A 23,946-nucleotide genomic window follows, 5' to 3' on the forward strand; every position below is an offset into this window, starting at 1 on the left:
AGTCGCCCGCCACCGGGGCACCCACCGCCGCCGTAGCACCCAACGAACCGCTCCGGACGCCGTCACCCGGACACCACCCGATGCGGTCCAACTCCGCTGTGCGGTAAGCCTCCCGGGTGAGCCGGGGTTGCCGTCACGGCGCCGCCTCGGCTAGGCGCGGTCGCGGGGGCCGAGAGGTGGAGGAAGGAGAAGGAGGGGGAAACACACCCCTCGCCACTCTCAAGGTATAGCGCACGGGGGGTCTTGCGGCAAGGCCCCCGTGGTGGCGCACAATCGCAGGCCTCAGATCGGAGCTGATGCCATGAACAGCCGCACCACCAGCGCTTTCGACCTTCCCGCCCGCCTCGCCGCCAAGGCCGACCCTGCGTTGATCGGTGAGGACGAGCGGCACTTCGCGGCCGTCGCGGAGAGCCTGGAGCAGTCGGTCGCCGAGCTGTCCGACCGCCTCGACGCGCTGCGCCGCGAGCCGGGCGGCCTCGGCCGGGCGGCGATGGACCGGGACGTCGAGGTGCACGGGCTGACCAGCCGGCTGCGCGCCCTGCGCCGCTTCGGCCTGGACCTCTGCCTCGGCCGGGTCGTCCGTGCGGACGACCCGGAGCCGGTGTACGTCGGGCGGCTCGGGCTCACCGACAGCGAGGGGCGCCGGCTGCTCGTCGACTGGCGCTCGCCGGCGGCCGAGCCGTTCTTCGCGGCCACCCACGCCGACCCGATGGGCCTGGTGAGCCGGCGCCGGTACCGCTGGACGGGCGGCCGGATCGGCGACTACTGGGACGAGGTGTTCACCGCCGAGGCCCTGGCGGGGCACGCCGCGCTGGACGACCAGTCCGCGTTCATCGCCAGCCTGGGCGGCAACCGCTCGGCCCGGATGCGGGACGTGCTGGCCACCATCCAGGCGGACCAGGACGCCGTCATCCGGGCGGGGTCCCGGGGTGCCCTGGTGGTGGACGGCGGCCCGGGCACCGGGAAGACGGTCGTGGCGCTGCACCGCTCCGCGTACCTGCTCTACGCCGACCCGAGGCTCGGCCACCGGCGCGGCGGGGTGCTGTTCGTCGGCCCGCACCAGCCCTACCTGGCCTACGTCGCCGACGTCCTGCCCAGCCTCGGCGAGGAGGGGGTGCGCACCTGCACCCTGCGGGACCTCGTCGCCGAGGGGGCACGGGCCGGGGCCGAGCCGGATCCGGAGGCGGCCCGCCTGAAGTCCTCGGCCGACATGGTGCGGGCGATCGAGACGGCCGTCCGGTTCTACGAGGAGCCGCCGGCCGAGGGCATGGAGGTCACCACCCCCTGGGCCGACCTCTGGCTCAGCGCCGAGGACTGGTCCGACGCGTTCGCCGCACCGGACCCGGGCACCCCCCACAACGAGGCCCGCGAGCAGATCTGGGAGGAGCTGGCCACGATCCTGATCGACAAGCTGGACGAGGAGGAGGGAGTCCCGCTCGACCTGTTCCGCCGGTCGCTGCGGCAGGACCGGGAGCTGGTCGAGACGCTGAACAGGGCCTGGCCGCTGCTCGACCCGGCCGACCTCGTCGGCGACCTCTGGTCGGTGCCCGCCTACCTGCGGATGTGCGCGCCCTGGCTGGCGCCCGAGGAGGTCCGCAGGCTCCAGCGCAAGGACGCGCCGCAGGCCTGGACGGTGCCCGACCTGCCGCTGCTGGACGCGGCCCGGCAACGGCTCGGCGATCCGCGGGCGGACGGGCGCCGGCGCCGCTGGGAGGCCGCGGCCACGGCCGAACGCGCGCGGATGGCCGACGTCATCGGGGACCTGCTGCGGGCCGACGACGACGGAGAGGGCGCGGTGACGATGCTGCGCGGGCGGGACCTCCAGGACACCCTGGTCGACGAGACGGCCCTGCCCGACGCCGACCGGGACGTTCTGGCCGGCCCGTTCGCGCACATCGTGGTGGACGAGGCCCAGGAGCTGACCGACGCGCAGTGGCAGATGCTGCTGCTGCGCTGCCCGTCCCGGAGCTTCACCATCGTCGGGGACCGGGCGCAGGCCCGGCACGGGTTCGCGGAGTCCTGGCCGGAGCGGTTGGAGCGGATCGGGCTCGACCGGGTCACGGTGGCCTCACTGAGCATCAACTACCGGACGCCGGAGGAGGTCATGGCCGAGGCCGAGCCCGTGATCCGGGCCGCGCTGCCGGACGCCAACGTGCCGACCTCCGTCCGCAGCAGCGGCATCCCCGTCGCGCACGGGTCGGTGGCGGAGCTGGACGCCGTCCTGGACGGCTGGCTCGCCGAGCACGCCGAGGGGATCGCCTGCGTGATCGGCGCCCCCGGCTTCGAGGAGCGGCCACGGGTCCGGTCGCTGACCCCGGAGCTGTCCAAGGGGCTCGAGTTCGACCTCGTCGTCCTGGTCGATCCGGAGGCCTTCGGCGGGGGCGTCGAGGGAGCGGTCGACCGCTACGTCGCGATGACCAGGGCGACCCAGCGGCTGGTGGTGCTCAGGAGCCCGTGCGGAGGTGACGAGGGGAGCGCGGTGCGAAAGGAGGGAGCGGAGCAGCCGTAACGCGCCTCGCCCGGTCGGGTGACGCGGGTGTCGGGCGGCGGAGTCGGGAGGCCAGACTGGGGCGATGGACGAGGAGGAAACCCTGGCGTCGTGGGCAGCCAGGCGGGAGCAACGGCTGCGGCCGGTCGGTCAGTTGCGGGCCGTACGGCTCACCGGCGGGCGGCAGCGGGGCGCCCATGTGGCGCCGGGCGAACCGCGGCTGATCGTGCGCTGGGACGGCTACCAGTGGCTGCCGGAGACGGTCGCCGAGGACTACGCCGCCGCCCAGCGGATCCTGTACGGCACGGAGGGAGCGGGGGCACCGCGGCCCGGGCGCGCCGCGCGCCGGGCGAGGAAGGCGCCGGGGCGCCACCGCAAGCCCTGAGGCCCAGGCCGTCGGGGGCCGGCACCACCCGGGCGCCGGCCCCGACAGCCACGGCCCGAGGGTCAGTTGTGGGCGTGCAGGTCGGCGTTCAGGCCGCCCCAGGAGCCGGAGCGGGCGATGACCTCGACCGCGCCGCTCTGCGAGTTGCGGCGGAACAGCAGGTTGTCCTGGCCGGACAGCTCGACGGCCTTGGCCACCGTGCCGTCCGGCGTGGTGACCCGGGTGCCGGCGGTCACGTACAGGCCGGCCTCGACGACGCAGTCGCTGCCGAGCGAGATGCCGATGCCCGCGTTGGCGCCGAGCAGGCAGCGCTCGCCGACCGAGACGACCTGCTTGCCGCCGCCGGACAGGGTGCCCATGATCGAGGCGCCGCCGCCGACGTCGCTGTGGTCGCCGACGACGACGCCCGCGCTGATCCGGCCCTCGACCATGGAGGTGCCCAGGGTGCCGGCGTTGAAGTTGACGAAGCCCTCGTGCATCACGGTGGTGCCGACGGCCAGGTGGGCGCCGAGCCGGACGCGGTCGGCGTGGGCGATGCGCACGCCGGTCGGGGCGACGTAGTCGGTCATCCGCGGGAACTTGTCGATCCCGTACACGGCCAGCTGGCCGCCCTGGGCGCGCACCGCGAGGCGGGCCTGCTCGACCTTGTCCACCGGGACGGGGCCGATGCTGGTCCACGCGACGTTGGCCAGCAGGCCGAAGATGCCGTCCAGGTTCTGGCCGTGCGGCCTGACCAGGCGGTGGCTGAGCAGGTGCAGGCGCAGGTACACGTCGTGGGTGTCGAGCGGCTTCTCGTCGAGCGAGGCGATGGTGGTGCGCACGGCGACCACCTCGACGCCACGGCGGGCGTCGGCGCGCAGCGCCTCGGCCGCGCCGGCGCCGAGCTCGGCCTCGGCCTGCTCGGCGGTCAGGCGGACGGTGCCGGCCGGGCCGGGCTCGGCGGCCAGGGCGGGGGCGGGGAACCAGGTGTCGAGGACGGTGCCGTCGGCGGCGAGGGTGGCCAGACCGGCGGCCACGGCGCCGGTCGCCGGGGAGGTGGATTCGGGCGAGGTGGATTCAGCAGTCACACCGTGCACGTTAGCCAATGCGGCGCCGCGGTGCCGAACACGCCCACCGGGCGGACGCGCCCCGAGGACCTGCTGGTCGGCGGCCCGCGGCGCCGGAAAACCCGGTGCCGGCGCTCGGGCGCTGGGCGATACTCCGGTGGGTGTTCATGTCGATCTCCACCACCGGCACCGCCGCGGCCCCGGCCACGGACCTCGCGTCCCTGCTGCACCGGCGCCCCGACGAGGTGCGGCGGGTCGCCACGGCGCACGGCGAGGCCCACGTCTTCTACCCCGAGGCGGGGGACGAGGCCTGCACGGCGGCACTGCTGCTGGAGGTCGACCCGGTCGCCCTGGCCCGCAAGGACCGGGGCGACGGCCGGGGGCGCGGCGGCCCGCCCGACGCCGCGCTCGCCCGGTACGTCGACGACCGCCCGTACGCCTCCTCCTCGCTGCTCGCGGGGGCGCTGCGGGCGGCGTTCCGGTCCGCCATGGAGGGCGACCGCCCGGCCCGCCCCGAGCCGGCCGACCGGGCCCGCCCGCTGCGGATCGAGCTGCCCGCCGTGTCCGTGAACGGTGCCGGCGAGGGCGGCGGCCCGGCCCTGGTGGTCCGGCTGTTCGAGCCGCTGGGCTGGCAGGTCGAGGCGACGGCGATCCCGTTGGACGCCTCGTTCCCCGAGTGGGGCGTCTCCCGCTGCGTGCGGGTCGCGCTCTCCTCCCGGGCGGTCCGGCCGGCCGTCGCGCTCCGGCAGCTGTCCGTGCTGCTGCCGGTGCTGGACGGCGCTGAGCAGGACGGGGGCGCCCCGGCGGAGGCGGACGAGCTGCTCGCGGCCGGTCAGGGCTGGTTGGCCGCCCACCCGGAGCGCGCCCTGATCACCCGCCGCCACCCGGCCCGGCTCCGGTGGCCCGACGAGGAGACCCGCCAGCAGCCGGAGCCCGGGCAGCCCTCGCCCGCCGAGCAGCGCCGCGCCGCGGTCCTCGCCGCACTGCGCGAGGCCGGCGCCGCCCGGGTCGCCGATCTCGGCTGCGGTGAGGGCGAGTTGATCCTCGACCTGCTCAAGGACGCCCGGTTCACCGGGATCCTCGGCGTGGACGTCTCCACCAGGGCACTGCGGGCGGCGGGCCGTAAGCTGGGCCTGGAGCGGTTGTCGGAGCGTCAGGCGGCCCGGGTGGCGCTGGTGCAGGGAGCGCTCACCTACACCGACGCCCGGCTCAAGGGCTACGACGCGGCGGTGCTGTGCGAGGTGGTCGAGCACCTGGACCTGCCGCGGCTGCCCGCCCTGGAGTACGCGGTGTTCGGTGCGGCCCGGCCGAGGACGGTCGTGGTCACCACGCCGAACGCCGAGTACGACACCCGCCGGGAGGGCCTGCCGACGGGCGTCGCCCGGCACGCCGACCACCGCTTCGAGTGGTCCCGGGCCGAGTTCCGCGCCTGGGCCGGGAACGTCGCGGCCGCGTACGGCTACACCGTGGAGCTGCGCCCGGTCGGCCCGGAGGACGAGGAGGTCGGCGCCCCGACCCAGCTGGCCCTGTTCACCGCGACCGCGACGCCCGAAGGAGACGAGCCCCGATGACCGACGAAGCGGCCGAGGAAGCGGCCGAGGAAGCGACGGCCGGAGCGGCCGGGAGCGCCGCCGCCCACCGCCTCCCCGTCCCGGACGTCTCCCTCGTCGTCCTGGTCGGCACCAGCGGCGCGGGCAAGTCCACCTTCGCCCGACGCCACTTCCGCCCCACCCAGGTGGTCTCCTCCGACTTCTGCCGGGGTCTGGTCGCCGACGACGAGAACGACCAGTCCGCCTCCGCGGAGGCCTTCGACCTCCTGCACCACATCGTCGCCAAGCGTCTGGCGGCCGGCCGGCTGACCGTCGTGGACGCCACCAACGTCCAGCCCGAGGCCCGCCGCCGGCTGGTCGCGATCGCCCGCGAGCACGACGTGCCGCCGATCGCGATCGTGCTGGACGTCCCGCCGGGGGTGTGCGCCGAGCGCAACCGCTCCCGCCCGGACCGGCGGCTGCCGGCCCAGGTGATCCCCCGCCAGCACCGGGAGCTGCGCGGCTCGCTGCCCGGCCTGGAGCGCGAGGGCTTCCGCACGGTGCACGTCCTGCGCGGCGAGGCCGCGGTGGCGGCCGCGGGGATCGCGCTGGAGAGGCGCGACAGCGACCTGCGCCACCTCACCGGCCCGTTCGACATCGTCGGCGACGTCCACGGCTGCCGCTCCGAGCTGGAGACCTTGCTGACCCGGCTCGGCTACGCCCTGGCCCGGGACGCCGAGGGCCGCCCGGTGGACGCCGTGCACCCTGCAGGCCGGACCGCCGTCTTCGTCGGCGACCTGGTCGACCGCGGCCCCGACACCCCGGGCGTGCTGCGCCTGGTGACGGGCATGGTGGCGGCCGGCCACGCGCTCTGCGTGTCGGGCAACCACGAGAGCAAGCTCGGCCGGGCGCTGGACGGCAGGAAGGTCACCGTCGCCTACGGCCTGCGGGAGTCACTGGACCAGCTGGCGGGGGAGAGCGAGGAGTTCCGGGCCGGGGCCCGCGCGTTCATGCGCGGCCTGGGCAGCCACTACCTGCTGGACGGCGGCGCCCTGGTGGTCTGCCACGCCGGCCTGCCGGAGCGCTACCACGGCCGCGACTCCGGCCGGGTCCGCTCGCACGCGCTGTACGGGGCGACCACCGGCGAGACCGACGAGTACGGCCTGCCGGTGCGCCACCCGTGGGCGGAGGAGTACCGGGGCCGGGCGCTGGTGGTCTACGGCCACACCCCGGTGCCGGCCGCGAGCTTCGTCAACAACACCGTCTGCCTGGACACCGGCTGCGTCTTCGGCGGCAGCCTGACCGCGCTGCGCTACCCGGAGCGCGAACTGGTGGTCGTCGAGGCCGAACGCGAGTGGTACGCCCCGGCGCGGCCGCTGATCACCGACGCGCCGGGCGCCCGGGAGGGCCGCCCGCTGGACCTCGGCGACGTGGCCGGGCGCCGGACGGTCGAGACCGGCCTGCTCGGACGGGTGGCCGTCCGGGAGGAGAACGCGGCCGCCGCGCTGGAGGTGATGAGCCGCTTCGCGCTGGACCCGCGGTTGCTCGCCTACCTGCCGCCGACCATGGCGCCGAGTGCCACCTCCCGCCGGGACGGCTACCTGGAACACCCGGAGGAGGCCTTCGCCGGCTACCGGGCGGACGGCGTGCGGCACCTGGTCTGCGAGGAGAAGCACACGGGCTCGCGCGCCGTGCTGCTGGTCGCCCGGGACGGGGCCGCGCTGGAGCGGCGCTTCGGCGTGGCCGGCCCCGGCGCGGTCTGGACCAGGACCGGCCGCGCCTTCCTCGCCGACGAGGAGCTGACCGGAGCCGTGCTCGGCCGGGTCCGGGCGGCCGCCGAGCGCGCCGGGCTGTTCGAGGAGCTGGCCACCGGCTGGCTGCTGCTGGACGCGGAGCTGATGCCCTGGTCGCTCAAGGCGGTGGACCTGCTGCGCCGTCAGTACGCGGCGGTCGGGGCGGCGGCGGGTGCCGCCCTCCCGGAGGTGCTGTCCGCGCTGGAGCGGGCGGCCGGCCGCGGCCTGGACCTGGCCCGCCTGACCGCCCGCCAGCGGCAGCGCGCGGCCGACGCCCGGGCCTTCACCGAGGCGTACCGGCGCTACTGCTGGCCGACCGAGGGCCTGTCGGGCGTCCGGCTCGCACCGTTCCAGCTGCTCGCGGCCGAGGGGGCGAACCTCGCGGTGCGCCCGCGCGACGAGCACCTGGCCTGGACCGACCGCCTGGCGGCCGCCGACGGGGCCGACGGAGCCGGTGAGACCGGCGAGAGCGCCGCCACCGCCGCCACCGCCGCCACCTTCGCCGACCCGACCGCGGCCCCGGAGCCCCGGAGCGAGCCGCTGCTGCGCCGTACCCGCCGGGTGCCCGTGGACACCGAGGACGAGGCGTCGAGGGCCGCCGCCACCGCCTGGTGGGACGAGCTGACCGCGGCGGGCGGCGCGGGCATGGTGGTCAAGCCGCTGGTCTCGCCGACGCGCACGCCGCGCGGTGGCGGCCGCCCGGGCGGTCTGGTGCAGCCCGGGCTGAAGGTGCGCGGCCGGGAGCACCTGCGGCTGGTCTACGGACCGGACTACACCGAGCACCTGGACCGGCTGCGCCTGCGCGCGCTGGGCCACAAGCGCTCGCTGGCGCTGCGCGAGTACGCGCTCGGCCTGGAGGCGCTGGACCGGCTGGCGGCGGGGGAGCCGCTGTGGCGGGTGCACGAGCCGGTCTTCGCGGTGCTGGCGCTGGAGTCGGAGCCGGTCGACCCGCGGCTGTGACGGCGGGTGCGGGGGGAGGACGGGCCCGTGGGGACGCCCGGGAGCCCCTCCTCCGGCCCGCTCTGTATAGAAATTCCGAGCATCGTATAGACTTGCTGCTTCTTCCCGCTGTCCCGCAGTCCCGTCACCCCAGGAGCCCGGCATGGCCTTCAACCTCCGGAACAGGCACTTCCTCAAGGAGCTCGACTTCACGCCCCAGGAGTTCCGCTTCCTGGTGGACCTCGCCGCCGCGCTCAAGGCGGCGAAGTACGCGGGCACCGAGCAGCCCCGGCTGCGCGGCAAGAACATCGCGCTGATCTTCGAGAAGACCTCCACCCGCACCCGCTGCGCCTTCGAGGTCGCCGCCCACGACCAGGGTGCCACCACCACCTACCTGGACCCGGCGGGCTCGCAGATGGGCCACAAGGAGTCCGTCAAGGACACCGCCCGGGTGCTCGGCCGGATGTTCGACGGCATCGAGTACCGGGGCCACGGCCAGGAGATCGTCGAGGAGCTGGCCGAGCACGCCGGCGTCCCGGTCTGGAACGGCCTGACCGACGAGTGGCACCCCACCCAGATGCTCGCCGACCTGCTCACCGTCACCGAGCACACCGCCAAGCCGCTCCCGGAGGTCGCCCTCGCCTACCTCGGCGACGCCCGCTCCAACATGGGCAACTCGCTGCTGGTCACCGGGGCCCTGCTCGGCATGGACATCCGGATCGTCGCCCCGCGCGCGCTCTGGCCGACCGAGGAGGTCCGGAAGTCGGCGCAGGACCTGGCCGTGACGACCGGCGCCCGGATCACCCTGACCGAGGACGTGGCCGAGGGGGTGGCCGGCGCCGACTTCCTCTACACCGACGTCTGGGTCTCGATGGGCGAGCCCAAGGAGGTCTGGGCCGAGCGGATCGAGCTGCTCAAGCCGTACCAGGTCTCCATGGACACCGTCCGGGCCACCGGCAACCCGCAGGTGAAGTTCCTGCACTGCCTGCCCGCCTTCCACGACCTCGGCACGGCGGTCGGGCGGCAGATGTACGAGGCGACCGGCATGACCGAGCTGGAGTGCACCGACGAGCTGTTCGAGTCGGCCCACTCCATCGTGTTCGACCAGGCCGAGAACCGGCTGCACACCATCAAGGCGGTGCTGGTCGCCACCCTCGGCTCCTGACCGGCGGGGCCGCCCGCCCTGCCAGTGGGCCCCGCCGGTGAGGCCCTGGCCCCGCCGGTCAGGAGCCGGCGGAGGGCCGCAGGACGCGCCCCGGCCGTCCGGTCTCAGTCGTCCAGTCCGACGCAGGCCACCCGGTCGCCCGCCGCGTGCGGGCCGGCCGGGGTGCCCGCGTGCAGCACCAGCGACCGCGCCCCGCCTGGCCGGGCCTGCCAGCCCACCGCGGTGGTGGCGCTGCCCGCGCCGCGCCCGTCGGTGCGCAGCACCAGCCGCAGCTCGTTGCGCTCGTTGGCGTACGCCGGGTCGGTGGAGGGCTGCACCGGGTCGACCTCGTGCTGGTAGTGCGGCCCGGAGGAGGCCGGGTCGGCCCCGCAGCGGCCGGTGTGCAGGTGCACGGGGAACTCGTGGTCGGGGGCGAGCCCGGAGGCCCTCAGGGTGAGCACCGTCCGCCCGGGCAGTGAGCGGTCGACGACGACCCGGACGTGCGAGCCGTACGGCACCAGGTCGCTCGCGTAGCTGATCGCGGCCGGCGGGACGAAGGCGGTGGCCGGGTCGAAGTCGGCCTCGACGACGGAGACCGGCGAGGCGGCGGGGGCGAGCAGGGCCAGCGGCAGCAGGGCGGCGGCGAGCGGAGCGGTCATCGGGGCGGGGCCTTCCACGGGCGGGGCGACGGTCCCCCTGCTAACGCCGCCGGGCCGCCGAGGACACCCCGCCCCCGCCCGCCGCGCCCGGCCCCACCCCGCCCGCCGTGCCCGGCCCCATCCCGCCCGGCGCCCGCGCCCGCCGAGGGGCGAACCAGGGGCGAACCGGGGGCGAACGGCGGAGGAAGAGCGGCAACGGCCCTCCCGGCCGGCACCGCCCCCTCGCCGACCGGCGGTTCCGGTGGTGAGCTTGTGGTGGTGCGCTGCTGTCGGCGGCCGGCGTCGCGGCCGGTGCGGTCCGGCCGAACGGGCCGGAGCGCAGGCGGTGTGGCCCGGACGACCGGTCAGCCACGGCATGCACTATGGTTTATCTCGACATCGAGATAACTGCCCCTTACGATATATCTCGACATCAAGATACTTGCCGAGAGGCGCTCGCCGGCGATGCGGGCAAGGCAAGCCTAAGTAAGGCTGACCTTACCACCGCGTGACGGCCGGATACCGCACGAAGCACCCAGAAGGAGTCAGTCGTGTCCGCGAACAGCTTCGACGCCCGCAGCTCGCTGCAGGTGGGCGACGAGTCGTACGAGATCTTCAAGCTCTCCGCCGTCGAGGGTTCCGAGCGGCTGCCGTACAGCCTCAAGGTGCTGCTGGAGAACCTGCTCCGCACGGAGGACGGCGCGAACATCACCGCCGACCACATCCGCGCCCTCGGCAACTGGGACGAGAACGCCCAGCCGAGCCAGGAGATCCAGTTCACCCCGGCCCGCGTGATCATGCAGGACTTCACCGGCGTGCCGTGCGTGGTCGACCTCGCCACCATGCGCGAGGCCGTCAAGGAGCTGGGCGGCGACCCGGCCAAGATCAACCCGCTGGCCCCGGCCGAGCTGGTCATCGACCACTCGGTCATCGCCGACAAGTTCGGCACCAAGGACGCGTTCACCCAGAACGTCGAGATCGAGTACGGCCGCAACAAGGAGCGCTACCAGTTCCTGCGCTGGGGCCAGACCGCCTTCGACGAGTTCAAGGTCGTCCCGCCGGGCACCGGCATCGTCCACCAGGTGAACATCGAGCACCTGGCCCGCACCGTGATGGTCCGCGGCGGCCAGGCCTACCCCGACACCTGCGTCGGCACCGACTCGCACACCACCATGGTCAACGGCCTGGGCGTGCTGGGCTGGGGCGTCGGCGGCATCGAGGCCGAGGCCGCGATGCTCGGCCAGCCGGTCTCCATGCTGATCCCGCGCGTGGTCGGCTTCAAGCTGACCGGCGAGCTGCCGGCCGGCACCACCGCCACCGACCTGGTGCTCACCATCACCGAGATGCTGCGCAAGCACGGCGTGGTCGGCAAGTTCGTCGAGTTCTACGGCGACGGCATCGGCTCCATCCCGCTGGCCAACCGCGCCACCATCGGCAACATGTCGCCGGAGTTCGGCTCGACCTGCGCGATCTTCCCGATCGACGCCGAGACCATCAACTACCTGAAGCTCACCGGCCGTGACGAGCAGCAGCTCGCCCTGGTCGAGGCGTACGCCAAGGAGCAGGGCCTCTGGCACGACCCGGCCCACGAGCCGGTCTACTCCGAGTACCTGGAGCTGGACGTCTCCACCGTCGTCCCGTCGATCTCCGGCCCGAAGCGCCCGCAGGACCGCGTGGTCCTGGCCGAGGCCGCCGAGAAGTTCGCCGAGGCGCTGCCGGCCTACTCCGCCGAGGCCTCGAAGCCGACCGCCGTCACCGCCCCCGACGGCTCGACCTACGAGATCGACAACGGCGCCGTCGTGATCGCCTCGATCACCTCCTGCACCAACACCTCCAACCCCTCCGTCATGCTGGGCGCCGCCCTGCTGGCGAAGAAGGCCGTGGAGAAGGGCCTGCACGTCAAGCCCTGGGTCAAGACCACCCTGGCGCCCGGCTCCAAGGTCGTCATGGACTACTACGAGAAGGCCGGCCTGCTCCCGTACATGGAGAAGCTGGGCTTCAACCTGGTCGGCTACGGCTGCGTCACCTGCATCGGCAACTCGGGCCCGCTGCCCGAGGAGGTCTCGGCCGCCGTCAACGAGTCCGACCTCGCGGTCGTCTCGGTGCTCTCCGGCAACCGCAACTTCGAGGGCCGGATCAACCCCGACGTCAAGATGAACTACCTGGCCTCCCCGCCGCTGGTGGTCGCCTACGCCCTCGCCGGCAACATGAACGTCGACATCACCAAGGACGCCCTGGGCCAGGACGCCGACGGCAACGACGTGTTCCTCGCCGACATCTGGCCGTCGGAGCAGGAGGTCGCCGACGTCGTCGCCGGCTCCATCGACGAGGCCATGTTCGACAAGGGCTACCAGGACGTCTTCGCCGGCGACCACCGCTGGCAGTCGCTCCCCGTCCCGACCGGCAACACCTTCGAGTGGGACGCCCAGTCCACCTACGTCCGCAAGCCCCCGTACTTCGAGGGCATGGCCAAGACCCCGAGCCCGGTGACCGACATCGCCGGCGCCCGCGTCCTGGCCAAGCTGGGCGACTCGGTCACCACCGACCACATCTCCCCGGCCGGCAACATCAAGCCGGGCACCCCGGCGGCGCAGTACCTGACCGCCAACGGTGTCGAGAAGCGCGACTTCAACTCCTACGGTTCCCGTCGCGGCAACCACGAGGTGATGATCCGCGGCACGTTCGCCAACATCCGCCTGCGCAACCAGATCGCGCCGGGCACCGAGGGCGGCTACACCCGCGACTTCACCCAGGCCGACGCGCCGGTGTCGTTCATCTACGACGCCTCGCAGAACTACCAGGCCGCCGGCATCCCGCTGGTCGTCCTGGCCGGCAAGGAGTACGGCTCCGGCTCGTCCCGCGACTGGGCCGCCAAGGGCACCGCGCTGCTGGGCGTCAAGGCCGTCATCGCCGAGTCGTACGAGCGCATCCACCGCTCGAACCTGATCGGCATGGGCGTCCTGCCGCTGCAGTTCCCGGAGGGCGAGAACGCCGAGTCCCTCGGCCTGACCGGCGAGGAGACCTTCTCCATCACCGGTGTGACCGAGCTCAACGAGGGCCGCACCCCGAAGACCGTCAAGGTCACGGCGGGTGACAAGGAGTTCGACGCGGTCGTGCGCATCGACACCCCCGGTGAGGCGGACTACTACCGCAACGGCGGCATCCTGCAGTACGTGCTGCGCTCGCTGATCGGCTGAGCCACGGCACAGGCCTGAGAGGGGCCGGACCGCACCGCGGTCCGGCCCCTGCGCTTTCCCGCTCCGGCCCCGCCTCCTGCGTGCCGTCCCGTCCCGGGCGCCCCTCCTTTTGCATGCTGCGCCGGTTGCCCCCGCCCCCTTGTGCGGTGAACGGCGGATGGACTAAACCTCTGTGCCATCTGGTCCAGACCATTTGACGCCGCTTCAGAGAACAGGTCCGGTATGCCCACTCGCGCCTCAGCCCTGCTCGCCGCCGCCACCGTCGCCGCGCTGCTCGCCGCCCCCGCCACCGCCCACGCCGACGACGGACGGCACGGCCCGAAGCTGAAGGGCCAGCGGGTCGGCTACTTCACCCAGTGGGGCGCCGACAGCTCCGCCAAGCGGGTCCAGGAGTCCGGCCAGGCGGCCAGGCTCACCGTCGTCAACTACGCCTTCGGCAACGTCTCCGCCGACGGCACCTGCTTCGAGACCAACGAGGCCGGCCAGGGCGACGCCCGCGACGACTACCAGCGCCCCTTCTCCGCCGCCGAGTCGGTGGACGGCGTGGCCGACGCCCCGGGCCAGCGGCTGAAGGGCCACTTCAACCAGCTGCGCAAGCTCAAGGCGAAGAACCCCCAGCTGCGCACGGTCATCTCGCTGGGCGGCTGGACCTGGTCCAAGTACTTCTCCGACGCGGCCGCCACCGCCGAGGCCCGCAAGAAGTTCGTCTCCTCCTGCATCGACCTCTACGTCAAGGGCGACCTGCCGGTCCTGGCGGACTCCCCGGAGGGCGGCAAGGGCGCGGCCGCGGGCGTCTTCGACGGCATCGACATCGACTGGGAGTACCCGGGCGGCGGCGGGGACGCGGGCAACGTGGTCCGCCCCGAGGACGGGCACAACTTCACCCTGCTGATGCAGGAGTTCCGCGACCAGCTGGACGCGCTGAGCGGGAAGAAGGGCAAGCGCTACCTGCTGACCGCCGCCGTGGCCGCCAACGAGACCGTCGCCGACCGGCTCGAACTGCCGCAGCTGAGCCGGTCGGTGGACTGGCTGAACGTGATGACCTACGACCTGCACGGCCCGTGGGAGGGCAAGGGCCCGGCCAACCACCAGGCCAACCTGTACGCCGACCCGGCCGACCCGGACCCGCGCCGACGCAGCGCCGACACGGCCGTCACCCACTACCAGGACCGCGGCATGCCCTCCGAGCAGCTGGTCCTCGGCGCCCCGCTGTACGGCCACGGCTGGAGCGGCGTCGCCCCCGGCAGGCGCGGCGGCCTGTTCCAGAGCGCCACCGCGGCCGCGGCCGACCGCTCGTACCAGGAGATCAACGCGCTGCCCGGCAAGGTCTACCTGGACCGCGACCACGGCGCGTCCTGGAAGTACGACGGCACCACGTTCTACAGCTACGACACCGCCGAGGTGCTCACCCAGAAGGCGCGGTACACGCGCTGGAACGACCTGGCCGGTGTGATGGTCTGGTCGCTGGACGGCGACGACGCCCAGGGCAGCGCCATCGCCGCGCTGGACCGCGGCCTGCGCCGCGACTGACCGTTCCCCCTCGCCCGGAGCCGGAAGGGCTCCCGGGCCGCCCCGAACCCCGGGCCCGCCGCGGACGCATCCGCGGCGGGCCCGGTCACGTCGCAGGCTGTGCCGCGGTCTGCGCCGCCGGCTGCGTCGCGGGCTGCGCCGACGGCTCGCGCGGCCCCCGGGGCTGGCGGGCCGGCGGCAGGGAGCCGTCCAGGATGCCGCTCTGCGCCGTCAGGTAGGCGAGCTGGGCCCGGCTGTTGCTGCCGAGGATCTCCGACACCTTCTTGAGGTGGCTCGCCACGGTCCGCGAGCTGATGCCGAGCCGGCTGGCGATCGCCGCGTCGGTGTAGCCGTCCACCATGAGCTGGAGCACCCGCAGCCGGGTCTCGTCGGTGAGCAGCGGCGGGCGCTGGTGGTCGCTCTCGTAGACGACCGGGGCGGCCCGCTCCCAGGCGTGCTCGAAGACCGAGGCCAGGAAGTGCACCACCCCGGGATCGGTGATCTTGAGCGCGTGGTTGTGGTGTTCGAGCTCCTTGTCCGGGATGAACGCCACCGAGCGGTCGCAGATGATGAGCCGGTCGAAGACCTCGTCGACGGTGCGCACCTCGATGCCCGCGTCGGTGACGGCCTTGATGTAGTCCAGCGTCGGGTAGTGCGCCCGGACGGAGTGCTGGTAGAGCGTGCGCTGGCTGACGCCCCGCTTCTGCGCGTCCAGGGCCAGGACCAGCGACCGGGCGAGGACGTCGGTGGGCCGGCTGCCGCCCGGGTGCGCGGTGAGCAGCTCCCGCTCGGTCGCCTGGGTCGTCTCGGCCACCGCGGCGGCGATCACCGCCGCGCCGCTCAGCCGCTGGACGATGTCCCCGCCCTCCCGGCGCAGCGTCCGGTAGACGCTCTCGACCTGGGACATCGCGGTCCGGATCGCGGCCACCTGCTGCTGCTGTTCGAGGATCTGCTGCTCCAACGGGTGCAGCAGGGCCGTGGTGGCGACCTCGGGCGGGACCGGGACGAGGACGGAGGGATCGCCCAGTGCGGCCGTCAGCAGCCCCAGCTCGGTCAGGCACGAGGGGGGTTCCGTGGTCGGAGCCCTCCCCAGCAGAACGGCCTTGCGGTAGAACGTGATCCCCGCGTCACAGGGCCCGGGGTGGGCCTCCGGGCCGTCGGCGTCTGATATGTCGCACATGTGCCACCCCCTTCGGAATCTTGCAGTGCACGATCCTGAGCCATCGGATCTCTTCTGGCAAGGACCCTTTCCCAGGCATTCTCTCTGTGTGCGGGGAAACCCCCCGGCACAAACGGAGAGATCTATCTAGGGGTGGAAATGAAGATCATGCGCTTCCCGGGTCGAATCCTTGCGTCCTTCGTTATGGCCGCCGTCGCGGTGATCGTCGTTTCCGCCGCGCCGGACGCCCCCAGCAGCGCCCCCAACGCTGCCGCCAGCGCCGTGACGCTCCTGCCGGGCGACCCCGGCTGGGCCTGATCGACCGGTGGGAATCCGCCACCCCTGGACAGTAGCGCCGAGCCGGGCCTGCGGGAGTGCTGCGAATCACGTTTCGCTTATTCCGGCATGCCGACATTCGAGAAGGAGAGAGAAATGACCGCTGCGATTGCCGTACCGAAATGCCTGGTGTGCGACACCGACTTCGAGGTCGACGAGGCCTGGGAGCGCGGTGAGGTGACCGAGTGCGCGGCCTGCGGCCAGGAGCACGAGGTCATCGAGAAGTCCGAGGCGGGCGTGCGCCTCGACCTCGCCCCCGAGGTGGAAGAGGACTGGGGCGAGTGACCTCCTCCGGCCGCGTCCTGCTGTCGGCCACCATGCTCCGCCCCGAGGAGAAGCTCCTCCTCGGGGCGTTGCGTGGGGAGGGCCTGACGGCGACCCCTCTGCTGATGGAGGATCTGGCCGAGGTCGTGGCGGGTCACACCGACCCGCCGGGCCTGGCCCTGATCCGCAACCTCTCGCACCGGGACGCGATCAGCGTCTCGTGCCGCCTGGAACACGCCGGGATCACCACTCTCAACCGCGCGTCGACCATCGAGACCTGCAACGACAAGGGTCTGCAGGCCCTGCTCTTCGCCCGGCACGGCATCCCCCACCCGCTCACCCGGCACGCCTTCAGCTACGACCAGGTCCGCGCGATCGTCGGCGAGCTGGGCATGCCCGCCGTGGTCAAGCCGGTCAGCGGCTCCTGGGGACGCGGCGTCACCAAGCTCGCGGACACCGCGTGCCTGGAGGCCTGGGCCGCCGGGCGCGAGTCCGTCGACGCCGCGGGGAAGCTCTTCCCCGTCATCGTGCAGCAGTACATCGACAAGCCCGGCCACGACCTGCGCGTGGTCGTCGTCGGGAGCACGCCGGTCGTGGCCATCCAACGGGTCTCCGACGACTGGCGCACCAACACCCACCTCGGCGCCGAGGTGCGGCGCGTCGAGGTCACCCCGGAGATCGAGAAGCTCTGCTGCCAGGTCGTCGACGTCCTGGGGCCCGGCTTCTACGGGGTGGACCTGGTGGAGGACCGGAGCACCGGTGAACTGCTCGTCCTGGAAGTGAACGCCAATCCCGAATTCGCCCGCTCCTCCGCCCTCCACGGAGTGAACGTCGCCGGCCACCTCGCGGCCTTCGTCGCGGGGCAGCTGACGGCCGCGGCCGTGTGAACCGGAGAGGAACCATGGAACTGTTCGACACCGCGACGGTGCTCACCCGCGTACTCACCTCGGGCGTGGTCATGAGCATCGAGAAGAGCGACCGTGAACTGCCCGCCCTGGAGCGGCTGCTGACCAAGCGCACCGGCCGGGCCAAGGCCGTCCTGCTGAACAGCCGGACCGGCGCCCTGCACGCGGCCCTGGCCGGCCAGGGCATCGGCCACGGCGACACCGTGGCCCTGGCCGAGCCGGACGAGGCCACCGTGGCCTTCCTGGCCTGGCTCGGCGTCACCGTCGAGGGGCAGGCCCCGGCCGCCTTCGACGTCGTCACCCTGACCCCCGAGAACGCCGGCCGCCTGGACGAGCTGGCCGCCGCCGCCACCGCCCCCGCGCTGGTAGTGGACCTGAGCGGGCTCGGCTTCGGCCCCGCCGCCGCCGTGCTCACCGACGACGAGCGGACCTGGGCCCGGGCCGAGCGGCTGAAGATCTTCGGCGCCTACGACCTGCGCACGATGTGGACGCAGCAGGAGGCCGACGAGGACCTGGTGCCCGGGGTCCAGTTCAACTACCGGCTCAGCCCCCTGGTGGCCGGTTGCGTACGGATGGCCCTCACCCACGCGGCACGCCCCGCCGCCGCAAGCTCCGGAGCCCGCTGATGATCACCGACTTCCCGAACTCCCCACTGCCCCTGCCCAGCGACGCCGACCTCCTCGACGAGCTCGCCGCCCTCGGCGGCGGGGCGATGATCCCCAAGGCGCAGCGCCGCACGCTCTTCCCGATCATCACCAAGGAAGACGTCTTCAACCTGATGCTCGCCCAGCGGCAGTCGCCCGACAAGGTCGTGGCCGACTTCGCCGAGGCGTACCGCGCCTACGTCGGCGCCGAGTACGCCCTGCCCACCGCCAGCGGCACCTCCAGCCTGCACATGGCGCTGGTCGGCGCCGGCGTGCAGCCCGGCGACGAGGTGATCGTCCCGGCGTTCACCTTCATCGCCACCGCGCAGGCCGTGGTGGCCGCCCACGCGATCCCGGTGTTCGTCGACATCGACCCGGCCACCTACTGCATGGACCCGCAGGCCGCGGCCGCCGCGATCACCCCCCGCACCAAGGCGCTCATGCCGGTGCACGTCCACGGCCTGCCCGCCGACGTGCCCGCCCTGCGCGCCCTGGCCGACCGGCACGGCATCGCCCTCGTCGAGGACGCCTCGCACGCCCACTCCGCGAAGATCGGCGACCGGGTGGCCGGCTCCCTCGGCGACGCCGCCGGCCAGAGCCTGATGGCCGACAAGAACTTCCCGCTCGGCGGCGAGGGCGGCATCGCCTTCTACGCCACCGGGGAGGCGTACGACCGGGCGCTCGCCTACCTGGAGCGCCACGCCATCGACTACGGCATGTCCTGGGTGGCCGCCGCCTTCGGCACCAGCCAGCTGGCCCGCCTGCCGTACTACGACGAGATCCGGGCCCGCAACGCCGCCCTGCTCGGCGAGGCCCTGTCGGGCACCGGCCTGTTCACGCCGCCGCACGTCCCGGCCGGGCACGTGCACGCGTACAACATGTACCGGACGACCCTGCACCCGGAGGCCGTCGGCCTGGAGGACCTGCCGGTGCACGCCGTCAAGGAGGCGGTGCACGAGCTGCTGGTCGCCGAGGGCGTACCGGCCCGCGAGTGGCAGAACACCCCGATCCCGTGCCACCTGCCGTTCCGGCACCGCGACGGCTTCGGCAACGGCTACCCGTTCTCGCTCAACCCGGACGCCGTGCGCGACCACCGGCCGGAGGACTTCCCGGTCACCCTGGGCATGCTCGACAGCACCCTGGTGCTCTGCCGCGAGCTGCGCTCCCCGGTCGAGTACGAGCGGATCCTGCGCTACGCGGACGCCTTCCGCAAGGTCGCCCGGCGCCCGGACGCCATCCGCAAGCTCGTCGAGAGCGGCGACTACCGCCGCCCGTGGGAGAAGGCGGCCCGCCTTGGCTGACGAGAAGATCCGCGTCGCCGTCGTCGGCGCGAGCGGCTACACCGGCGGGGAGGTGATCCGGCTGCTGCTCGAACACCCCGGTGTGGAGCTGGCGTTCCTCTCCTCGGAGCGCAACGCCGGCGCCACCGTCGGCAGCGTCCACCCGTGGCTGCGCAACCACCCCAGGGCGGGCTCGCTCACCCTGCGGCCGCTGGCGCAGCTCGCCGAGGTCGGCCCCGTCGACGTCGCCTTCGGCTGCCTGCCGACCGGCACCCTGCCGGAGCAGCTGCCGCTGATCGCCGACAACGCCAAGCGGGTGCTCAACCTGGGCGGCGACTTCCGGCTGCGGGACGGCGACGACATCCGCACCCACTACCCGAAGACGGCCGCGAACCCGCCGAGCGAGGAGTTCGCCTACTTCGTCCCCGAGCTGAGCCCCGAGGTGCCGCAGGCGCGGTTCATCAGCCTGCCCGGCTGCATGGCCGTCACCACCATCTACGCGCTCTACCCGATGTTCGCCGCCTCGCTGGCGACCGACCGGGTCGTGGTCGACGCCAAGACCGGCTCCACCGGGAGCGGGCGCGGCGGCGGTGAGCCGCACGCCGAGCGCAGCGGCAACATCCGGGTGCACAAGCTGCACGGGCACCGGCACGCCCCGGAGGTCCAGCAGGCGATCGCCGACCTCACCGGTGCCGCGGTGGACCTGCGCTTCTCCACCCACAGCCTCGACGTGTCGCGCGGCATCATGGTCACCGCGTACACCGAACTGCGGGACGGCGTCACCGCGTTGGACGTCAAGCGGGCCTACGCCAAGGCGTACCTCGGCAAGCCCTTCGTCAGGGTCCGGCCGGCCCCCAAGGCCGCGCAGGACTTCCCGATGCTCAAGGCGGTCGTCGGCTCGAACGTCGCCGAGGTGGCCGTCGCGGTGCGCGGCGACCAGTGCGTCGCGGTGGCGGCCCTGGACAACCTGATCAAGGGTGCCGCCGGACAGGCGATCCAGGCGATGAACCTGCTCTTCGGCCTGGACGAGACGGCCGGACTGCCCACCACGGCGGTGTCCCCGTGAGCCGCCCGCTGTACGTGGTCAAGGTCGGCAGTGCCACGCTCGACCACGGGACGATCCACAAGGAGCTGGCCGAGCTGGTGGCCCGCGGCGCCCGGGTGCTCCTGGTCGCCGGCGGTGCCACCGGCATCGAGGCCCACTACCGGGCGATCGGCCGTCCGATGCCGCAGCTGCGGCTCGCCAACGGCGACGAGGTGCGCTACTGCCCGCCCGAGGAGATGGCCCACCTGGTCGACGCCTACGAGCGGGTCACCCTGCCCGCTGTGGAGCGTGAGGCCCGGGCCCTGGGGCTCGGCGTCTTCACCGCCGTCGCCGCCCGCGGCGCCCTGGTGACCGGCCGGGCCAACCGGCCGCTCAAGGCGCTGTCCGCCGAGGGCCGGCCGGTCGTCATCCGCGACCACCGGGCCGGGGTGCCCGCCCGGGTGGACGCCGAGCGGCTGCTCGCCCTGCTGGACACCTACGACCTGGTCTGCCTGTCCGCGCCGGTCGCCGACCCGGACGGCGGCGCCCCGCTCAACGTGGACGCCGACGTGCTGGCGGCGGTGCTCGCCAACGCGCTCGACGCCGACCACCTGCGGTTGGTCACCGGCACCGCCGGACTGCTGACCGACAAGGACGATCCGCGCTCCACGCTGGCCGACGCCTACCCGGGCGACGGAGCGCGGTACGCCGCGGGTCGGATGCGGCAGAAGGTCCGCGCCGCCGAGATCGCCCTGGAGGGCAGCGCGGACGTGGCCATCACCGGGCCGCACACCATGTCCGAGCCGGCGAACTGGACCAGGTTCTGGCGGGTGCGCGAGCCCTCCGCCGACCTGAGCCTGCTGACCCGGGTGGTCTCGGTGCCGTCCGTCTCCGGCGACGAGGCCGAACTCGCCGGCCTGCTGGCCGAGTGGTGCCGCGAGCGCGGCATGGACGCCACCGTCGACGAGGTGGGCAACCTCGTCGCCAGCCGCGGCGTCGGACCCCGCCGGCTGCTGCTCCTCGGCCACCTCGACACCGTGCCGCACCGCTGGCCGGCCGAGTGGCGCGAGGGCGAGCTGTGGGGCCGCGGCAGCGTCGACGCCAAGGGCAGCCTGGCCAACTTCCTGGAGGTGCTCGCGCACGCGGACATCCCCGAGGACGGCCAGCTGTGCGTGGTCGGCGCGGTCGAGGAGGAGATCTCCTCCTCCAAGGGCGCCTTCCACGTCCGCGACCACTACCCGGCCGACGCGGTCGTCATCGGCGAGCCCAGTGGCTCGCAGAAGCTGACGCTGGGCTACTTCGGGCTCTTCAAGCTCGAAGTGACCGCCTCGGTGTCCAGCGGCCACTCGGCCGCGCAGGACGCCGTCTCCGCCCCCGACCTCCTGATCGAGGCGCTCGGCAGGATCCGGACGGCGGTGCTGGCCGAGGCGACCGACGCGCTGAGCGCGGTCATCGAGATCAGCAGCCGCACCGGGCGCGAGCACCACCACGCCACCGGGATCCTCAACTTCCGGGTGCCGCCCACCGCCGACCTGGAGGCGCTGCGCTCGGCCGCGCTCGGCCAGGTCGGGCCGGGGGTGCGCATCGAGGTGCTGCGGGCCACCCCCGGCTACGTGGGCGGCCGCTCCAGCTCGCTGGTCAAGGTCTTCACCCGCGCCTTCGCGGACGCCGGCATCCGGCCCCGCTTCGTCGTGAAGAAGGGCACCTCGGACATGAACACGCTGGCCACCACCTGGCGCGACGTGCCCATGGTCGCGTACGGCCCCGGCGACTCCTCGCTGGACCACACCGACGAGGAGCGGATCGGCGCCATGGAGTACCGCACCGCCCGCTCGCTGCTGGCCGACACCGTCAACCGCTGGTTCGCGCTGCCCGAGGGGAGCCGTCGATGAGCACGCTGCTCGCCCCGCCGCAGAGCGGGGAGGACCTGGCGGCCACCCTGGCCACCCTGGCCGAGCGGGCCGTCCGGGCCCGCCGGCTGGTGGTCGACATGGCCGCCGGGCCGCGCGGCTGCCACCTCGGCGGCAGCCTGTCCGTCCTGGACATCCTGATCGCCGCGCTGCACCGGGCCTCGGCCGGGGACGGCACGGAGGTGGTGCTCAGCAAGGGCCACGCCGCCGCCGGCCTCTACGCGGCCCTGCACGTCAGCGGCGTCCTCCCGGAGGACCCGACCCCGCGCTACGGCCTGGCGGGCGAGCCGTTCACCGGCCACCCCGGACCCAAGGTCCCGGGCGTGCGGTTCCCCACCGGGAGCCTCGGCCACGGCGTCCCGTACGCCGCCGGCTGGGCGATGGCCCGCAAGCTCGGCGGCAGGAGCGGGCTCGGCATCGCCGTCGCGGGCGACGGCGAGCTCCAGGAGGGCCTGGTCTGGGAGACCTGCCAGGTCGCCGTGGCCCAGGAGCTGGGCAACTTCGTCCTGGTGGTCGACCGCAACGGCGGCCAGAACGACGGCATGGTGGCCGACATCTCGCCGCTGCCCCGGCTCGCCGAGCGGTTCGCCGCCTTCGGGTTCGAGGTCGCCGAGACCGACGGGCACGACCTGGCGGCGCTCACCGCGCTGTTCGCCGGGGACCGCGCCGGGGCCCGCAGGCCGCTGGCCGTCATCGCCGACACCGTCAAGGGGAAGGGCGTGCCCGCGGTCGAGGGCAAGGCCGGCTCCCACTACGTGACCATCGACGCCACCCGCGCCGCCAAGTGGAAGCGAGCGATCCGATGACCCTCTCGGGCCGTGACGCCTACCGCGACGAGCTCACCGCGCTCGCCGCCGAGGACGACACCATCGTCTGCCTGGAGGCGGACCTCGGCGGCAAGGGGCACCCGTTCCAGGCCGCCCACCCCGACCGCTTCTTCAACCTCGGCATCGCCGAGGGGGCGATGGTCGACATGGCGGCGGGCCTCGCCGCGGGCGGCTACAAGCCCTTCGTCAGCACCTTCGCACCCTTCGCAGCGCTGCGCGCGGCGGAGAGCCTCAAGCTGACGCTGGGCTACCTGAACGCCGGGGTCACCGTGGTGGCGCCCTACGCGGGCGTCTCCGGCGCCTGGTTCGGCACCACCCACCACTGCCTGGAGGACCTCGCCGTCCTGCGCAGCATCCCCGGCGTGGTCATCGCCGCGCCGCACGGGGAGGCGGAGATGCGCGCGGTGGTCCGCGAGGCCGTGCGCTCCGGGCGCCCGCACTACATCCGCACCGGGCGCAACGCCCAGTACCGCTCGCTGGACTGGGAGGGCGCGCAGCCGCCGCTGGTCAACTGGGAGCACCGGGCCGCTCCGGACGAGGTCTGCCTGGTGTCGGTGGGGGAGGAGGGCACCCGCCTGGCACTCGCCGCGCGGGAGGCCCGCCCCGGCCCCGCCCACGCCCACCTGGTCTACCTGGACCACGGGCACCTGGCCGGCGCCGCGGCCGAACTCTCCCGCCACCACCGGCGGTTCGTGGTGGTCGAGGAGCACCGCGCCCAGGGCGGCGCGGCCGAGGCGCTCGCCCTGCTGATGCCCGGGTGCGAGGTCACCGCGGCGAGCGCGGACCTGACCTGGCCCTCCACCGGCGGCGACCACGAGGAGGTCATGGCCGCCGTCGGGCTCTCGCTGCCCGCCGTGCTCTCCGCGGTGGCCCGGGCCGGCGGCGCCGTCCGCACGCCGGCCGCCGCCGGAGCCTGCGTCCGCTGACCC

General features: G+C 73.8%; 19 protein-coding genes. 16 read left to right on the forward strand and 3 right to left on the reverse strand.

Annotation, left to right across the window (positions count from 1 at the left end; all coding sequences use genetic code 11):
- Window positions 1–301: 301 nt before the first annotated feature.
- Together helR and ACH5AR_RS11010 are read left to right on the forward strand one after the other, a co-directional pair.
- Entirely contained in the window at window positions 302–2,509 is a 2,208-nt protein-coding gene (gene helR / locus ACH5AR_RS11005; protein WP_396301067.1) for an RNA polymerase recycling motor ATPase HelR, read from the forward strand.
- Window positions 2,510–2,573: 64 nt separating this feature from the next.
- Window positions 2,574–2,873, forward strand: a complete 300-nt coding sequence (locus tag ACH5AR_RS11010) for a DUF6087 family protein (RefSeq protein ID WP_396301068.1) — start codon at window positions 2,574–2,576, stop codon at window positions 2,871–2,873.
- Between the two features lie 62 nt (window positions 2,874–2,935).
- Here the strand turns inward: ACH5AR_RS11010 and dapD are convergent, their stop codons facing one another.
- Window positions 2,936–3,940 (reverse strand): 2,3,4,5-tetrahydropyridine-2,6-dicarboxylate N-succinyltransferase, encoded by a 1,005-nt coding sequence (gene dapD / locus ACH5AR_RS11015; RefSeq protein ID WP_396301069.1) that lies wholly within the window; start codon window positions 3,938–3,940, stop codon window positions 2,936–2,938.
- Window positions 3,941–4,080: 140 nt separating this feature from the next.
- Between dapD and ACH5AR_RS11020 the strand changes: the two genes are divergently transcribed.
- The 3 genes from ACH5AR_RS11020 (at window position 4,081) to argF (ending at window position 9,345) form a co-directional block, all read left to right on the forward strand.
- Complete coding sequence (locus ACH5AR_RS11020; RefSeq protein WP_396301070.1) at window positions 4,081–5,490, forward strand: 3' terminal RNA ribose 2'-O-methyltransferase Hen1; 1,410 nt, start codon at window positions 4,081–4,083, stop codon at window positions 5,488–5,490.
- Window positions 5,487–8,201, forward strand: coding sequence for a polynucleotide kinase-phosphatase (locus tag ACH5AR_RS11025; protein ID WP_396301071.1), 2,715 nt, complete (start codon window positions 5,487–5,489; stop codon window positions 8,199–8,201). Before ACH5AR_RS11020 ends, ACH5AR_RS11025 begins: the two co-directional genes overlap by 4 nt.
- 142 nt (window positions 8,202–8,343) lie before the next feature.
- On the forward strand, window positions 8,344–9,345 hold the full coding sequence (gene argF, locus ACH5AR_RS11030; protein ID WP_396301072.1) for an ornithine carbamoyltransferase: 1,002 nt from the start codon (window positions 8,344–8,346) through the stop codon (window positions 9,343–9,345).
- Between the two features lie 104 nt (window positions 9,346–9,449).
- Here the strand turns inward: argF and ACH5AR_RS11035 are convergent, their stop codons facing one another.
- Window positions 9,450–9,983: a superoxide dismutase family protein gene (locus ACH5AR_RS11035; protein WP_396301073.1), complete on the reverse strand. Its 534-nt coding sequence runs from the start codon at window positions 9,981–9,983 to the stop codon at window positions 9,450–9,452.
- Window positions 9,984–10,513: 530 nt separating this feature from the next.
- On the opposite strand from ACH5AR_RS11035, the gene acnA reads away from it, so the two are divergent.
- Together acnA and ACH5AR_RS11045 are read left to right on the forward strand one after the other, a co-directional pair.
- Window positions 10,514–13,159, forward strand: a complete 2,646-nt coding sequence (gene acnA, locus ACH5AR_RS11040; RefSeq protein WP_396301074.1) for an aconitate hydratase AcnA — start codon at window positions 10,514–10,516, stop codon at window positions 13,157–13,159.
- A gap of 222 nt (window positions 13,160–13,381) precedes the next feature.
- Window positions 13,382–14,689 (forward strand): glycoside hydrolase family 18 protein, encoded by a 1,308-nt coding sequence (locus tag ACH5AR_RS11045; RefSeq protein ID WP_396301075.1) that lies wholly within the window; start codon window positions 13,382–13,384, stop codon window positions 14,687–14,689.
- A gap of 85 nt (window positions 14,690–14,774) precedes the next feature.
- Here ACH5AR_RS11045 and ACH5AR_RS11050 read toward each other — a convergent pair whose 3' ends face one another.
- Entirely contained in the window at window positions 14,775–15,848 is a 1,074-nt protein-coding gene (locus ACH5AR_RS11050; protein WP_396301076.1) for a LuxR C-terminal-related transcriptional regulator, read from the reverse strand.
- Between the two features lie 138 nt (window positions 15,849–15,986).
- Between ACH5AR_RS11050 and ACH5AR_RS11055 the strand changes: the two genes are divergently transcribed.
- The 9 genes from ACH5AR_RS11055 (at window position 15,987) to ACH5AR_RS11095 (ending at window position 23,943) form a co-directional block, all read left to right on the forward strand.
- Window positions 15,987–16,145: a hypothetical protein gene (locus ACH5AR_RS11055; protein ID WP_396301077.1), complete on the forward strand. Its 159-nt coding sequence runs from the start codon at window positions 15,987–15,989 to the stop codon at window positions 16,143–16,145.
- 114 nt (window positions 16,146–16,259) lie between these two features.
- Complete coding sequence (locus ACH5AR_RS11060) at window positions 16,260–16,448, forward strand: lysine biosynthesis protein LysW (protein ID WP_396301078.1); 189 nt, start codon at window positions 16,260–16,262, stop codon at window positions 16,446–16,448.
- A complete protein-coding gene (locus tag ACH5AR_RS11065) occupies window positions 16,445–17,314 on the forward strand; it encodes a RimK family alpha-L-glutamate ligase (RefSeq protein WP_396301079.1) in 870 nt (289 codons plus the stop codon). The genes ACH5AR_RS11060 and ACH5AR_RS11065 overlap by 4 nt, the downstream gene beginning before the upstream one ends.
- A gap of 14 nt (window positions 17,315–17,328) precedes the next feature.
- A complete protein-coding gene (locus tag ACH5AR_RS11070; protein ID WP_396301080.1) occupies window positions 17,329–17,958 on the forward strand; it encodes a degT/DnrJ/EryC1/StrS aminotransferase in 630 nt (209 codons plus the stop codon).
- Entirely contained in the window at window positions 17,958–19,277 is a 1,320-nt protein-coding gene (locus ACH5AR_RS11075) for a DegT/DnrJ/EryC1/StrS family aminotransferase (RefSeq protein ID WP_396301081.1), read from the forward strand. Before ACH5AR_RS11070 ends, ACH5AR_RS11075 begins: the two co-directional genes overlap by 1 nt.
- Window positions 19,270–20,322 carry an N-acetyl-gamma-glutamyl-phosphate reductase gene (gene argC, locus ACH5AR_RS11080; protein ID WP_396301082.1) on the forward strand — a complete coding sequence of 351 codons (1,053 nt, stop codon included), beginning with the start codon at window positions 19,270–19,272 and terminating at the stop codon, window positions 20,320–20,322. The genes ACH5AR_RS11075 and argC overlap by 8 nt, the downstream gene beginning before the upstream one ends.
- Window positions 20,319–22,172, forward strand: a complete 1,854-nt coding sequence (locus ACH5AR_RS11085) for a M20/M25/M40 family metallo-hydrolase (RefSeq protein ID WP_396301083.1) — start codon at window positions 20,319–20,321, stop codon at window positions 22,170–22,172. Before argC ends, ACH5AR_RS11085 begins: the two co-directional genes overlap by 4 nt.
- Window positions 22,169–22,996 (forward strand): transketolase, encoded by an 828-nt coding sequence (locus ACH5AR_RS11090; RefSeq protein ID WP_396301084.1) that lies wholly within the window; start codon window positions 22,169–22,171, stop codon window positions 22,994–22,996. The genes ACH5AR_RS11085 and ACH5AR_RS11090 overlap by 4 nt, the downstream gene beginning before the upstream one ends.
- Complete coding sequence (locus ACH5AR_RS11095) at window positions 22,993–23,943, forward strand: transketolase (RefSeq protein ID WP_396301085.1); 951 nt, start codon at window positions 22,993–22,995, stop codon at window positions 23,941–23,943. Before ACH5AR_RS11090 ends, ACH5AR_RS11095 begins: the two co-directional genes overlap by 4 nt.
- Window positions 23,944–23,946 lie beyond the last annotated feature (3 nt).

It is taken from the genome of Kitasatospora sp. NPDC018619, from assembly GCF_044391605.1.
Lineage (GTDB): Bacteria > Actinomycetota > Actinomycetes > Streptomycetales > Streptomycetaceae > Kitasatospora.